At 58.1% G+C, this 14,579-nt stretch carries 12 protein-coding genes and 1 pseudogene; 6 read left to right on the top strand and 7 right to left on the bottom strand.

All coding sequences use genetic code 11. The features are described 5' to 3' along the window. Positions 1 to 8: 8 nt before the first annotated feature. Positions 9 to 359: a DUF4870 family protein gene (locus tag U738_RS03695; protein WP_035577435.1), complete on the top strand. Its 351-nt coding sequence runs from the start codon at positions 9 to 11 to the stop codon at positions 357 to 359. A gap of 8 nt (positions 360 to 367) precedes the next feature. On the opposite strand, the gene U738_RS03690 is transcribed toward U738_RS03695, so the two are convergent. Next, positions 368 to 1,777 (bottom strand): mannose-1-phosphate guanylyltransferase/mannose-6-phosphate isomerase, encoded by a 1,410-nt coding sequence (locus U738_RS03690; protein ID WP_035577433.1) that lies wholly within the window; start codon positions 1,775 to 1,777, stop codon positions 368 to 370. Then, a complete protein-coding gene (locus U738_RS03685; protein WP_035577432.1) occupies positions 1,777 to 3,438 on the bottom strand; it encodes an alkaline phosphatase in 1,662 nt (553 codons plus the stop codon). Before U738_RS03685 ends, U738_RS03690 begins: the two co-directional genes overlap by 1 nt. A gap of 222 nt (positions 3,439 to 3,660) precedes the next feature. On the opposite strand from U738_RS03685, the gene U738_RS03680 reads away from it, so the two are divergent. The 3 genes from U738_RS03680 to U738_RS03670 all read left to right on the top strand — a co-directional run bounded on the left by U738_RS03680 (position 3,661) and on the right by U738_RS03670 (position 6,903). Then, positions 3,661 to 5,241, top strand: coding sequence for a glucan biosynthesis protein (locus U738_RS03680; protein ID WP_051912752.1), 1,581 nt, complete (start codon positions 3,661 to 3,663; stop codon positions 5,239 to 5,241). Between the two features lie 72 nt (positions 5,242 to 5,313). After that, positions 5,314 to 6,096, top strand: coding sequence for an FkbM family methyltransferase (locus U738_RS03675; protein WP_035577430.1), 783 nt, complete (start codon positions 5,314 to 5,316; stop codon positions 6,094 to 6,096). Positions 6,097 to 6,129: 33 nt separating this feature from the next. Beyond that, positions 6,130 to 6,903, top strand: coding sequence for a creatininase family protein (locus U738_RS03670; protein WP_035577428.1), 774 nt, complete (start codon positions 6,130 to 6,132; stop codon positions 6,901 to 6,903). A 48-nt stretch (positions 6,904 to 6,951) separates the two neighbouring features. Here U738_RS03670 and ribA read toward each other — a convergent pair whose 3' ends face one another. Beyond that, positions 6,952 to 8,055, bottom strand: a complete 1,104-nt coding sequence (gene ribA / locus U738_RS03665; protein ID WP_035577426.1) for a GTP cyclohydrolase II RibA — start codon at positions 8,053 to 8,055, stop codon at positions 6,952 to 6,954. Positions 8,056 to 8,203: 148 nt separating this feature from the next. On the opposite strand from ribA, the gene U738_RS23310 reads away from it, so the two are divergent. After that, positions 8,204 to 9,046, top strand: coding sequence for a RibD family protein (locus U738_RS23310; RefSeq protein ID WP_161786298.1), 843 nt, complete (start codon positions 8,204 to 8,206; stop codon positions 9,044 to 9,046). 57 nt (positions 9,047 to 9,103) lie between these two features. On the opposite strand, the pseudogene U738_RS23555 reads toward U738_RS23310, so the two are convergent. The 4 genes and pseudogenes from U738_RS23555 to U738_RS03645 all read right to left on the bottom strand — a co-directional run. After that, a pseudogene (locus tag U738_RS23555) lies at positions 9,104 to 9,937 on the bottom strand (lysylphosphatidylglycerol synthase transmembrane domain-containing protein); the annotation flags it as partial. A gap of 85 nt (positions 9,938 to 10,022) precedes the next feature. Continuing rightward, positions 10,023 to 11,975 (bottom strand): glycosyltransferase, encoded by a 1,953-nt coding sequence (locus tag U738_RS03655; protein WP_035577424.1) that lies wholly within the window; start codon positions 11,973 to 11,975, stop codon positions 10,023 to 10,025. Further along, positions 11,972 to 12,370, bottom strand: coding sequence for a 6-pyruvoyl trahydropterin synthase family protein (locus tag U738_RS03650; RefSeq protein WP_035577422.1), 399 nt, complete (start codon positions 12,368 to 12,370; stop codon positions 11,972 to 11,974). Before U738_RS03650 ends, U738_RS03655 begins: the two co-directional genes overlap by 4 nt. Positions 12,371 to 12,397: 27 nt before the next feature. Further along, the gene (locus U738_RS03645) at positions 12,398 to 13,417 is read right to left on the bottom strand and encodes a zinc-dependent alcohol dehydrogenase (protein WP_035577420.1); all 1,020 of its coding nucleotides are present in this window, start codon (positions 13,415 to 13,417) and stop codon (positions 12,398 to 12,400) included. A gap of 363 nt (positions 13,418 to 13,780) precedes the next feature. Between U738_RS03645 and U738_RS03640 the strand changes: the two genes are divergently transcribed. Next, complete coding sequence (locus U738_RS03640) at positions 13,781 to 14,506, top strand: CDP-alcohol phosphatidyltransferase family protein (protein WP_035577418.1); 726 nt, start codon at positions 13,781 to 13,783, stop codon at positions 14,504 to 14,506. Positions 14,507 to 14,579: the final 73 nt, after the last annotated feature.

The following is a 14,579-nucleotide window of genomic DNA, read 5'->3' as shown; positions in this document are numbered from 1 at the left end:
GCTTACTGATGATGCAAAACGACCAATCGGGCGATGAAACACGCCCACCGCAGATTATTTACGCGCTTTACCTAGCGGGCATCGTCACTGCTAATATCACCCTGCTGATCGGCGTGGTGATTGCTTATGTTTACCGCAAGGAAGCGGCGCCCTGGCTGCAGCAACACTACCGTTACCTGATACGCACCTTCTGGATCGGTACGCTGTATGCCTGCATCGCCTTTCTACTCAGTATTGTGATTGTTGGCACCCTACTCTGGCCGCTGCTAGCGGTATGGTTAGGCGTGCGTTGCCTGCTGGGCTGGATCAATGTACGCAAGGGCCAGCCCCCTGCACGTCCCGCCAGTTGGCTGTGGTAATTCGCTCGTCACTCATCGTTATCGCGAGCATAAACATCATCTAAACGCTCGATATCGTCTTCACCCAGATAGCTACCCGACTGGACTTCGATCAGTTCCAGAGGGATTTTTCCGGTGTTTTCCAGCCGATGTAATGCCCCAATGGGGATATAGGTCGACTGATTTTCACTTACCAAGAAGCTTCGCTCCTCAAGCGTTACCCGCGCAGTACCTCTTACCACAACCCAGTGCTCAGCGCGGTGATGATGGCGCTGCAGCGATAGCCGCCCGCCAGGCTTCACCGTAATGTGTTTGACCTGATAGCGCTCACCGCTGTCCATCGCCTGAAAGCTGCCCCAAGGACGCTGCACCTGGGGTGCCGAGCACGGTTCGTTGCGCCCCGCCTGGGAAAGCGATGCCACCAGTTGCTTTACCTGCTGTGCCTGATGACGGTGGGCCACCAGCACGCTGTCAGAAGTCTCCACCACAATAAGATGTTGCACGCCCAACGTAGCCACCAAACGGTGCTCGGCAAACACCAATGAATCCTGGGTATCGGTCAGCCACGTATCGCCTTTAGTGGCGTTACCCGCCGCGTCGAGCGACGCTATGGCCCTCAGCGCATCAAAACTGCCGATATCGCTCCACTGGGCGACCAAAGGCACTACCGCAGCGTGGTCGCAGTGCTCCATGACCGCGTAGTCGATAGAGTCCGCCGAGCAGCGACGAAATGCTTCTTCACCCAAGCGTAGAAAATCCAAGTCGCGATGCGCGCTGCTTACCGCTTCCTCGCAGGCTTTAAGCATTGCTGGCTGCAGGCGCGTTAGCTGATCCAGATAGCTTGAGGCACGCAGCAAAAACATACCGCTGTTCCACAGGTAATCGCCGCTTTCAACCAGCACTGCCGCACACTTGGCATCAGGTTTTTCAATGAAGGCCGCCAGGTGGTGGCCCCCTTCCAGCGGCTCGCCGCAGGCAATATAGCCATAACCCGTTTCAGGCTGTGTCGGAACGACCCCAAAGGTGACGAGATAGCCTGCTTCGGCCAACGGCACGGCGGCTGAAACACTGTGTTCAAACGCTTGAACATCGCCAATCGCATGGTCTGCCGGGAGTACTAGCAGTAGCGGGTCATCGCCAGTTTGACGTGCCAGAAGCGCGGCACAGGCAATCGCCGGGGCGGTATTGCGGCCCTCGGGTTCAAGTACCAGAGTGGCGGTTTGATCCATTTCTCGCAGCTGTTCAGCCATTAAAAAGCGATGGCTATGGTGACCCATCAGCATTGGCGCAGCGGCGTGGAGCCCCTCTAGACGGCTCAGCGTTTGCTGAAGCAGGCTTTGTGATGAAGTTAAACGCAAAAACTGTTTCGGCATCTGCTCGCGGGAGAGCGGCCAGAGCCGCGTGCCGCTGCCACCGCTTAAAATCACTGGCTGAATCATTACTGCGTCCTTGTCGTTGTCCTTGAATCAGAAAACTCTCTTTCCTCAGAGGCTATCCCTGTTGCTGAACCAGTGCCTAGGCCAACCGTTAACTCACCAAAATCAGCCTGCAACCAGTGGCGAAGTTGGCTCATCCTGGGCGCAGTACTCGCCTGTTCGAGCGCAGGCAGGGTGCCGGGAACGAAGCCGCGCTTTATAAAGGGCGCCAATAATGCCGGGTCACCGCTGATAATATGCACCGGGACGGCCGCGCTGGCCTCGTCGCCGGTAATCAAAGGCGCGGCCTGATGGTCGCCCAGCACAATCATCAGGGTATTATCATCCACTACGCGCTCGGCCCAGCGGCCAGTGACTTTCACAGCGTAGTCAACAGACCAGGCATAGTGATCGCGAATACGTTCCACCTCCTGCCACAATACTTCGGGCGGATCGCCTGCGTCTTCCCAGGGGGCAAAAATACGCCCATCACCAATGGATGACCAATCATCCAGCACCGGCAGGATCGGCGTCCAGGGGGCATGACTGGAGATCAGTGCCAATTGGGCAAACACCGGTGTCTCGCCTAGCAAGTAACGCTGGGTGTAATCGAGGGTGAATTGATCCGGCATGGTGACCCAGTTCAGTGCGGGGCCGGCGTAGGCGATATCTCTCGCTGCGGCAATTTCATCGAAACCATAGGCCTCCCCTTCCGGCCACGCCATCGTAATGGCGGGCATCACACCAAGGGTGCGTTGGCCGGTAGCGCGAAAATCATCGATTAAAGTCGAGTGACCACTGTCTAACATCAACTGATACCACAGCTGATTATCGATCCAGCGGCCACTGAGGGCCGTCGCATGGGCCAGCCAGGACTGCCCACCGCTAATCGGCGACGCCATCAGACCAGAAACCACGTGGAGGTCACGCTCGCCTAGCCGCTGCTGCATCTCAGCTAAAGTAGGCAGCAGAACCTCTGCATAGCGTGGTTTTTCCAGCGCCGAGATACCGTAGGACTCAATAAAGGTGAGCAGTACGTTGCGGCCCTCAAGTCCCGGTAGCGGCTGGGCTTCCAACGGTGCGGCTTCCAGCTGGGCGGTAAAGGCGAGGCGTGCAGCGTGGGTATCGGTCACTTGCTGCCACTGAAAGCGCGTAGTGTTCACCATCGGCAACCGCGCGCTATCGATCAGCCGCACCCCATTGAGTTCAAGCGCCGCGCAGGTGGTGGCAATAACCAGCAGCGTTAATGCGGCCGCTCCAGGCAGCCGTTTGATCGAGTAAGCGACTGGTGGAAGCAGCAGGCGCGCCAAACCCAGGGTAATGGCGATTAGCACGGCCGCTCCTACCAGCATTGCGCAAACTGCCAACAGTTGGCCTACATTACCTACTAATAGGTGATAAATTGAGCGCAGCAAAGGTACGTCAAGATAGAGATTAAGTGGCCGGGCAAAGGCCATTTGGGTGGCGGCAGTGCCAAGATTCGCGGCGGTTGCCAGCATCACCCAACTGACCAGCCCAATCGCCACGATGCGGCGCGCTTTTCCAGCGGGAAGCAGTAACATGATTGGCGTGATGATCAGCGCCTCCCAAGCGAGCAAGTGTGTACTGATATCGCCAAAGCGCCACCAAAGTGGCACGATGAGTAGGAGATTCAGCATTAGCAGCGTTAGTAATAATCGACTCATTGCACCCTCTGTGTGCCTGCTTTAGCGAACAGTTTCAAAGATATAACCTTTAGTCTCAAAGCAAAGCTGTACCCAGTCGCAAGACAAGAGAGCAAGGAATAAGGCTGCTGAAAAACACAACAATCATGTACTGTAATATTTTATCGTATAGTTATTGTGTAAAAATTTCACGCTTTGCTTGATCATGCGTTTTGCAGGCCTTCACCGGAAAGGATTTCGCGTATGCGTTGTAACTATTTTGCTAGAAAGCTGGTTGCTAGAAGGCTGGTTGGTAGGTGGCGGGCCGATAAATGGATAGTTTTACTCAGTTGTACGCTAGCCTTACCGGCGTTTGCCGAAGACGATCAACATTTCAGCATGGTCATTGAACGCGCCCAACAGCTGGCCGAAGAAGCTTATCAAGCCCCGGAAGAAACACTGCCCCAGGTATTACGTGAGCTTAACTACGATACCTACCGGCAAATCCGTTTTAACCCAGAACACGCCTACTGGAAAGATGAGAGCCCCTTTAGCTTGCAGCTATTTCACAGCGGCTTTCTGTTTCAAACCCCGATTACCTTGAACGTTATCGACAACGATACGGTAGCGCCGCTGCCCTTTTCAGCACAGGATTACACCTACGATGGCAATGCCGCGACGCTGAAAGAGCAAGACTTAACCGGCAGCGGCCACGCAGGGTTTCGTCTTCACTACCCCCTTAACAGCAACGAGTATGACGATGAGTTTGGCGTTTTTCTCGGCGCCAGTTATTTTCGCATCGTTGGGCAGGGACAGGCTTACGGGCTTTCGACCCGGGGGCTGGCGATCGATACCGCCTCCCCTGAAGGCGAAGAGTTCCCAGCATTCCGCGAGTTTTGGCTGTATAAACCCGACGCTGATGCCAAACAGATTGAGCTGTTGGCGTTAATGGACAGCCCTTCGGTTAGCGGAGCCTACCGGTTTATCATCCAACCCGGCGAAAACACCCAGGTTGAAGTAGAAGCCGAACTATTTGCCCGGGAAGATATTGCCAAGCTTGGCGTCGCCCCGCTCACCAGTATGTTCACTTACGGTGAAGCAAGCCGCGAACGGCCGGACGATTTTCGCCCCCAAGTGCACGACTCCGACGGTCTGCTGATGCATACCGGCAGCGGCGAATGGATCTGGCGCCCGCTGAGCAACCCGGCTCACTTACATACATCGGCCTTTATCGACGACTCTCCCCAAGGCTTTGGTTTGATGCAGCGGGAGCGTGACTTTAACCGCTATTTGGACACCGAAGCCCAGTACAACCGCCGCCCCAGCCAGTGGGTTGTCCCGCTGGATGAGTGGGGACCGGGTCACGTGGAGCTAGTCGAGATTCCTACCCCCGATGAGACCCACGACAATATCGTCGCCTATTGGGTCGCGGACGACACGCTAGATGCAGGCGAGTCCCGCCGCCTGCACTACCTCACCCACACGCTGAATACCCAGCCTGACGCGCATAACCTTGGCCGTGCCATTCGCACTCGTCATGGCAGCGCAGGCGTGCCGGGGCAAGCGGACTCCCCTTCACAAGATCAACGCCAGTTTATCGTCGATTTTCAGGGCGGAGCGTTAGCGGATATTAGCGCCGACCAGCCCGTGGAGTTAGCTATCAGTTCCCAACCCGGTGAGGTTCTGTTGCCTCAGGTCACCGCGTTACCTGACGACAATGGCTGGCGGGCTAGTTTCCGGCTGCCCGCTAGCGACCAGCCCAGTGATGTTCGCCTAAGGCTCACCTTAAACGGAGAACCGATTAGCGAAACCTGGAATTACGTGTGGTATCCCGATGACCAATAGCACTGATAAAGCACTCCCTATATCGCCAGCGTCTGTGCGGATAAAGGCACGCCCATTCAGAGAGCCCAGCTAATGCGGCGCATGGCGCTGCAACGGCTGCGTAGCGCGGGTGGGCTAGCCCGCTCGCTGTTTATTTATTGGCGGCCGGGGCGCCAGCGGGGGCTAAAACGACTTTACCAACCGTTTATTCAGCCCGGCAATATCGCTTTTGATATTGGCGCCCACCTAGGCGACCGCAGCGCGGCTTTTCATGCACTGGGCGCCAGGGTGGTGGCGTTAGAGCCCCAGCCCGACCTCGCCAAGTGGTTTAAACGCCTTGTGAAGCCGCCGACTATCACCCTGCTGCCAGTGGCGGCTGGCCCAACGGCGGGCTTCGCCGAGATCGCGATTAGCCCCAGTAACCCAACCCTCGCCACGCTTGCCACCGAATGGCGTGAGCAGATTGGCCAACGCAACCCAGGTTTTAGCCAAGTACGCTGGGAACAACAATTACGCGTGCCGGTGACCACGCTGGATGCGTTAATTGACGAGTACGGCGAACCTAGCTTTATCAAAATCGACGTTGAGGGTTTTGAAGCGGAGGTTCTAGCCGGGCTAAGCTGCCCGGTGGCGGCGCTTTCGGTGGAGTTTGTAGGCGGTACATTAGAGGTAAGTCACGCCTGCGTGAGCCATTTAAGCCGCCTTGGCGAGTACCGTTATAATGTGGTGGCCGGTGAGCAGCGGCAATTCCGCTGGGCCGAGTGGCAAACGCCGCAAGCAATTAGCGAGTGGCTAAGTGCAGGGGCCGACGACCTGCCCTCTGGGGATCTTTACGCCTGTCGCTCAGACCATCCGCTGCTGTTGAATTTACTTTGATTATTTTGAATACTCCTATAGGCACGTCACGCAATGATTCACCACTGGCAAACCCTGACCGCTCCACAGTTAGCCGAATTCGCTCAGCACGACCCGGTAGCGATACTGGTACTCGGCGCCATTGAACAGCACGGCACTCACCTCCCGCTAGCCACCGACCTGACCATTGGCGAGGGACTGCAGGCCGCTATGCTGAAGGAGCTAGATCCGAACCTGAACGTTATCTGCCTACCACCGATGGCGGTCGGAGCCAGCGACGAGCATGCCAGTTTTCCCGGCACACTCAGCCTGCCCGCTCCGCTGGCGATTGCCACCCTAGAAGCCTACGGCGACAGTTTAGCCAGGGCAGGCATTCGCCGCCTGGTGCTGCTTAACAGCCACGGCGGCAATAAAGCGGTGATGGATCTAGCGGGGTTAACCCTGCGGCGGCGGCATGCCATGCGCGTGGTCAAGGCCACCTATACCCGCCTACCGCCTTTGGAAGCGGCTATTGATGCCGACGAATTGCGCTACGGTTTGCACGGTGGACTGCTCGAAACCGCGATGATGCGCTATTTAGCCCCCACTCTGGTACAGCTAGACGGCTACCAAGCGGCACCGCCCGCGGCGCCCCAAGGTGATGCATTAGTCAGTGCCGAAGGGGCCGCAGCATTTGCTTGGTTGGCGGAAGACCTGAGTGCCCAGGGCGTGGCCGGGGATGCCAGCCACGCCAGCGCTGAATTAGGCGAGCGGTTGGTGCAGCACTATGCTCGTCAGTTAGCGGCAGTGGTGACAGAAACCGCCCACCTACCGCCACTGACCAACTAAAACCGCTTTATCAATGGAAGACAGCTTTAGCTCGTGGCCGTTTTGCGTTCAGCGCTGATCGCTTAACACGTCTTCCAACAGGTGCCCGCCACGGGTTGCTTTGGCATTCAGGTAGCGCTGATTATGGTCGGTAACACTGCCATACAGCGCCTGACGTGAGACCACCTCAATGCCCCCCTGGCGCAGCGCTTCCATCTTCAACGGGTTGTTGGTCAGCAGTTGAACCTGATCAATATCGAGCGCATTGAGCATATCCACCGCCACCGCGTACTGGCGCTCATCGTCGCCAAAACCGAGTACCTGATCCGCATCCACGGTATCCAAGCCCCCATCTTGCAAGGTGTAGGCGCGCAACTTATTGGCTAAACCAATGCCCCGGCCCTCTTGCGCCAAATAGAGCAGTACACCACCGCCCATGGCTTGAATATCCGCCACGGCATTGCGCAACTGCTCGCCACAATCGCAGCGCAGGCTGCCAAACAGGTCGCCGGTTAAACACGCCGAATGCAGGCGCAGCGGCACCGCACCTTCCCAGCGCTCCGGCTTACCGATCACCACGGCAACGTGCTCGCGCAGGCCATCCGGCTCCCGGAAGAGTACAAAGCGGCTGTCGGCAGCATCCTCAAGGGGAATATTCGCTTCACTTACCCGTTTGAGCATACCCGGCGCCCCGGCTAGGCACTGCTCAGCGTCTTCAGCGGTGACCTGCAGCAGTCGCCCTGCTGCCAATTGCTGTTCTATACCCGCCGTGGCCTCTTCGCTAACAAAGGCACACAGCGCTGCAGGAACCAGCAGAGCACGGCGCATCAGCGTCACCGCGCCTCGCTCGGCTAACCCTGCGGGTTTCAAGCCACTGAGTAGCCCACCAGCGGGTTGCGAGAACGTTTCCGAAGTGGCCAGACGATGCAGTTCATCGGTGCTAACGTGGGCGGCCAGCGGCAGGCTGGCAGCCTCAGCGGTTAAGTTCATACCCATCGCCGCCAAACGGTGACGGGTAAGCACCAGAGAAGGTCGCTCGCCCGCTAACAGGGCAAGCGCTTCAACTGACTCACTGCCTTCCAACGCCTGCACGAGCAAACGTTGCTCGCCAGCATTTACCACCACGGGCAAGCCACGTCGAATATCGAAAATAGCGCGTTCAATCTGGTACATGTAGGCCTCCAGGCTTCCTTACGAGGGGGATGGCGCACGCTTGCGCTGAGCTATTTGTTTTAAACTGAACTAATGGTTGCCCTGAACTGCTTGCTCTTGACCAAGTAGCACCCGCATGATGAGACGGATTTTTTAGCACGGAGGCGTCATGCCCGAACCCCATGTCAACACTATTGTGCTGGCCGATGCCTGGGAATGGCTGTTGGCGTTGCGTCATCGGCACTCTTGCGATGCAGCGATCACCTTGACGCCAACCGGCGAGTGGCATACGGCCAAGCCGGTCGCCGCTGAGGCGCGAGAATTGCTCGATTGCCTGACCCCGCTGGCCAGTAGACCGGCCTGGGTAGTAGCACAACTGGGGCAGAGTATGGATGGCCGCATTGCCACAGAAAGCGGCCACTCCCACTACATCAACGGTCATGAAAGTTTGGTTCACCTGCACCGCCTGCGCGCTTTGGTCGACGCGGTGGTGGTCGGTGCGGGCACCGCCAGCGCCGATAACCCGCAGTTGACCGTGCGTCACGTTAGCGGCACTCACCCGACGCGGGTGGTGCTGGATCCGCGAGGCCGTATTCCCAATGACCTGGCACTGCTGAATACCGATAGCGCCCCAACGCTGCATATTGTGGGGCCTGTTCTGGGGCCTGAGTGGCAGGCGACAACGAGCCTGGCCCACGTTGAACGTTTCGTATTGCCGCTGAATGCCAGCGGTCAGTTCAACCCACACGACGTCATCACTCTGCTCGCTGGCAAAGGATTGCCCCGGGTGCTGATTGAAGGTGGCGGCATTACGGTGTCTCAATTTATCGAAGCAGGCGCCGTTGACCGACTGCACCTGCTGGTGGCCCCGCTGCTGATTGGCTCCGGCAGGCCAGGGCTTAAAATGACGCCCATTGAGACCCTTGAGAGTGCGCTGCGCCCGCCCTCGCGAACTTTCCGCTGCGGCGACGACACGCTGTTCGACCTGCGACTGCGGGATACCACCGCCTGACGGGTGGGCTTTTTCACGCCGGCTCAGCGCCACCCAAATGCCCGGTAGGCTCGCCAACAGCACCAGCACACCGTAAGCCAACGAGACTGCCACCCCTTGGGCAGACGGCAGGCCTACCAGCGTCCAGACACCGGCAGCGGCGCCTTCGCGCAGCCCCCATCCAGCCACCGAAAACGGAATCAGCATGGCCAGCAGCAATACCGGGGTAAGCGCGAGCACTTGCAGCGCCGGTAGCTCAACGCCAATCGCCCTGGCGGCGCACACCATGACCAGGCCATAACTCAGCACAATCGCTAACGATGACAGCAACTGTAGGGGCCATACGCCGTGCTGGAACAGGCCACGCCGTACATCACGAGCCAGGGCTTGGCACCAGCTCGGCAGTCTGGTCAGCCAGTGGCTAAAACGTTGACGCAGCAGCAGGCCGCTGACGATGGCCAGCGCAAGGCCTACCATCACGCTTAAGCCCACCGCCGTAATCACTGACCCACCCAGCGCGGTATGCCAGAGCGGTGAAAACAGCAGCGCCGTTAGCGTTAGCACCACCACGGCGACCTGCCCCGAGGCGCGCTCGATAATCACCGCTCGCCAAGCGCGGCCCCTAGACTGCGCTTGAGTGGCATGGCGGTGCGCCCGCCCGGCGTCGCCTAATACCCCGCCGGGCAACAGCTGATTGACCAGCAGCGCCAAGTAGTATTCACGCAGGGCGTAAGCAAACCGCAGCGGCACATCAATAAGCCCGGCAGTAAACTGCCAGCGCCAGGCGCAGAGCATAATCTGTAGCGTGCTGATGCCTAACGCCAGCACGACCCACTCAGCGGAGAAGCCCTGCACCTCTGCTACGATAGCCTGGGGCTCAACCCACAGCGCCACCGCACCCAGCAATGCCATGCTGACCACCACGCGGCGTAGCCATGGGCTTTGCAAGCCTATGCTTCTAGAAACACTGAACATCCGCTGAACAGGCCTCATAGGCTTAAGCCTCTTCCCTGGGCTTAGCAAAAAGAGGCGTCGCAAACAGATCGCGGTGCCCTACCCCAATACCCAGTTCGCCATTGGCCACTGCTTGCTGACGCAGCTGCAGCCAAGTGGCAATACGTGCTGAGGCTTGCGGGGCTTGTTCGGTGGCGGCTTCGGCCCAGCCCTCAAGCAGCGCCATCATTAGCGGCTGCTGAGCGTGGCTATCCGCGGCGAGTAGCCACGGCGTTTCCGCTTGTTCAACGCGATAATGGGCTGCCTCTAGCGCGCAGACTAACGCCTGGTGAGCCTGACCGCCCAACGCATCACCCAAGCCCTTATCGCGCTGCTGATGGGCAATAAACATGGCCCGCAGCCAGTGATCTTCATCATCCAGTACCGGCGCGCCTTGCAGGTCGATAAAATGCCACTCGCCGGTCACGCTAAGTGCTATCAGCAGCGCCTGCTGCTGCTCGGCAATGCTGGCCACCAAGGCATCAATCCACTGCTGGGAAACCAAATCCAGCAGCGCCGAGGCGGTCACCAGATGCGCATCATCGAGCGGCACATCGGCAAGCGGTTCAAGCGATACGCAGTGGGTCTCCACCGCCACGGGCTGCCCTTGACGATCACTTAGCCCGGCGGCTCGCTGGCGCGCCTGGGCTAACAAGATGGCGTCGTGATCAATCAGTTTCCAGCGCTGTTGGCCGCTCAGGCGCGGGGCCAGAAAGCGCATATTACTGCCCCGGCCACAGCCAAGATCCGCGATCAGTGGCGTTGGGTTGCGCGTGCTCAGCCACTCCGCAGCAAGCTCCGCAAGACGCTGGCTGCGGGAAGCGACATCTGCCGCCTCTCGCAGCGTTAGCCAATCGGACGCAAACTGGCTGCCTGCGCGCAAAGTCGGGGCATCGATTGGCGCGGTTAACGCCGTGGCGAACTCAACACCCGACTGCTGCCAGTCGCTAAGACCGTCGCGGGCCTGGGCAGCTCCCTGGCGCAGTTTTTGGCGCAACTTGGCATCATGGCAAAAGCGACTCAACGCGTCTTGAAGAGCGTCAGCATCGCCCGGCTCAACGTTTAACCCTGCACCTTCCGGCAAGGTATCGCGAAGCGCCCCGCCAGTGGTGGTAATCACCGGCAGGCCGTGAGCGAGGGCTTCGGTGACCACCATGCCGTAGCCTTCATACCAGGAGGGCAGCACCAGCGCGTGGGCCCCACGATAAGCCGCTTCCAGCGTCTCGCTATCGCACTCGCCATGCAGGTGCACGCTGGCCTGCAAGCCGTTCTGCTCAATCAGTTGCTCTACGCGCCGAGTGAACTCAGGGTCACGTGCACCGCCGTAGCAGTCACACTGCCAGTGATCACCGGCAACGCCCGCCAGCGCTTGCACCAGCACATCCTGCCCCTTGCGCGGCGTTAGCGTTGCCACACACAGCAAACGTAGGGTTTCATCGGGTTCTGCTGCAGGGCTGATCGGCGCCTGGGCTACGCCCGGCTCAACCACTGTTACATTAGCGTTTAGGGGTAGAGCGTAGTGGGCAGCCAGCTCGGGCAAGCGTCGGGCGGTAAAGTGACTGGTGACAATAATCCGCGCCACGGGGGCAAGCGCGGTTAACTCACTGCGATGAAAACGCTGCTGATCGGCTTCGTTCAGGCCCAATTCATCGCCTAAGGGGTGATGCAGCAAGGCAGTGATATCCAGCCGCTGGGCATGCTGAGCCACTATTTCGGGCAATGCGCCCATGGCCAAGCCGTCAATGACTACCGCCCCATGATCGGGTAGCGCATTAAGTGCCTGGGCAAGGGCTGCGGCTGCCTCGGCATCCGCGTCAGGAAAGGTACCCGCCAAGCCGACAACATTAATCGCCCAGCCCTGGTCACGTAAGGCCGAGACGATATGCGCATCGTAGATATAGCCGCCGGTGCGTTGAGCAGGGTCACCGGCAACGATTAACGTAAAACGCCGACTCATAGCGCGCCTTCGTAGCTGGCCCAGGCCACATGGGATTCATGCAGCTTGACCTCCATATGGGTAATCCCTTGAGCAGTGGTGCCCATTTTGCCCTCACCGATCGCCTTAGCGAGCCGGTCGAAGATCACCTTGGCCATAAACTCGGTAGTGGTGTTTTTACCCGCGAACTCAGGCACTTCATCCAGGTTGCTGAAGTTATAACCGGCGAGGACTGCCTTCACCGTTTCGCTAGCCAGGCCGATATCGATCACCAGGCCATCCTCATCCAGCTCAGGACGCTGAAAGACCACATCCACCACGTAGGTAGCGCCATGGGTGCGCTGGGCGGGGCCAAAGATCTCGCCATTAAAACTGTGGGCGATCATAAAGTGGTCACGAACACATAAACGAAACATAGCGTCTCCAAAAAATGAGCAAATGAGTTATACGGGATAGCGCAGGCGGTGACAGAGTTCAACGCTGCCGCGGCCAAACAGCCTAGGGGCCAGCGTTGGTAGCTGCGCGAATTCACTTTCGCCGCTGATCAAGGCATCCAACCGCTCGTCCACCAGCAGGCTCAGCGCTAACCGAAGGCGGCGTTGGTAGTCCCAGCGGGGGCGTAGTTTGGACGGTAGCTGGCCGACTTGGCTGGCCTTGAGCGTTAGTCGCTGAGAGTGGAAAGCACCGCCCAACGGAATGGCAACATCCCCCTCGCCAAACCAGCTCATTTCAATAATGCGCCCTTCACTACCGACTAATTCAAGCGCTTGGCGTAAACCCGCTGATTGGCCGCTGGCGTGGATCACACAATCTTGGTCAAGGGAGGCTTGTTCAGGCGTAGCGAAAGCCACACCCAGTTTCTCGGCCAATGGGCGACGCTCTGAATTAATATCGACCAACTGGACGGTCACACCGGGCACCTGGGCGCACAGATAAGCCACCAGTGCACCGACAACACCGGCGCCAATCACACAGATTCGTTCACCCAGCATGGGCTCTGCGTCCCACACGCCGTTAATGGCGGTTTCCATATTAGCAGCCAATACGGCGCGTTTCGCAGGTACATTGGCGGGCACTTCGAGCACCGCCGAAGCAGGCACAATGTAGCGATCCTGATGGGGAAACAGGCAGAAAACGGTTTTATTCAGTAGAGCGCTTGGCCCTTGCTCAACGCGACCAACGCTACAGTAGCCATACTTAACCGGGGCAGGGAACTCCCCCGACTGAAAGGGAGCCCGCATGCGCGAAAATTCGCTTTCAGGCACGCGGCCATTGAACACCAGCGACTCGGTGCCGCGGCTGATACCGCTGTACAAGGTGCGCACATACACCTCGTCTGAAGCGGGCGTAGTAAGCTGTTCACGCCGCAACTCGCCCTGTGCTGGGTGAGTCACCCAGAAGGCATTGGCCCAGTTTTTTGGGCAATCATAGGAAGTTTCGCCAACCTCGTCAGGCGCCGACATGAGCGTTCCTTTTCGTTACGAGCCCACATAGTCTGGGCTCTGTTTCATTCCGTTGAATGTGGCGTGGCACCATTAGGCTGCAAGTTAAGACTAAGGGAGACCCTGTGTGTCTTAGCCTCTTGCCCGGCCACTTACCATAATGATTGACCGCATATTGCATGGCCCTAGGCAGAACAGTTTTCAATGGTTCACCATCTTCAGCTTAGCGGGTGAAAAGAAAATATTCGATTAACCAGTTGCAACTAATCCGTCAAACTCTTGATCATATGGACAACCCTACCTTCTTCTACAAGAATGGTACATATAAAAATAGTTGCATCATTTATTTTAACTGCGGATAGCAACGCCGCTTCGTGAGAGACCATGCCGCTTTTCACTAATGCCTCCCTTTCACCCCAGCCCAAGCGGCTTTACAGCGCTGCAGAGCTACTGCTGGCCGGCTTGCTGCTAATCGCCGTGGGCAAAGGCCTGCCACTATTAATGGCGACGCCGGCTAACTGGGGGGTGGCCATTGCCTTCTACACCGTTATATCCACCCTGATCATATTTTTCTGGCCCTACGGCTCACTGGGGTGGGCAAACCGGGTCACGCTGGCCCGTGCGGTATTGGTTGCCCTGGTAGCGGGCGCGCTCGCCGATAATACGTTTACAGGGGCTATAGGCCAGTGGCTGGTTATCGCGGTGTTCGCCCTACTGCTGGATGGCGTTGACGGCTGGATTGCCAGGCGCACCAAAAGCCACACACCGTTCGGTGCCCGCTTTGATATGGAGTTGGATGCCCTACTGATTTTACTGCTTTGTGCGGGATTGCTGCGGTTGGAGTCACTAGGCGTTTGGGTACTGTTAATCGGTGGGATGCGCTACCTGTTTATCGCTGCCAGCTGGCAGTTCCCGTGGCTCTCACAGCCGCTGTTTGCAAGCTATCGCCGCAAGGCGGTGTGTGTTTGGCAAGTAGTCGCACTGCTGCTGGCATTAACGCCGCTTACTTCGCACCTTGTCGCCAGCCTGCTGGCCATTAGCGCATTGATATCTTTAACCTATTCGTTTGGTTTTGATATCTGGTGGCTTTATCGGCACCGCCACCGTTAAGCCACTCAATATTACAATACAGGGGCGGTAAAACTAAAAGCTCATGTGCTTGAAGCCTTGAAAGCAAGCCTGA

It is taken from the genome of Halomonas sp. TG39a (genome assembly GCF_000744395.1).
Classification (GTDB): domain Bacteria; phylum Pseudomonadota; class Gammaproteobacteria; order Pseudomonadales; family Halomonadaceae; genus Vreelandella; species Vreelandella ventosae_B.
Note: the sequence above shows the minus strand (reverse complement) of the source record. Positions and strands in the feature narration are given on the sequence as shown.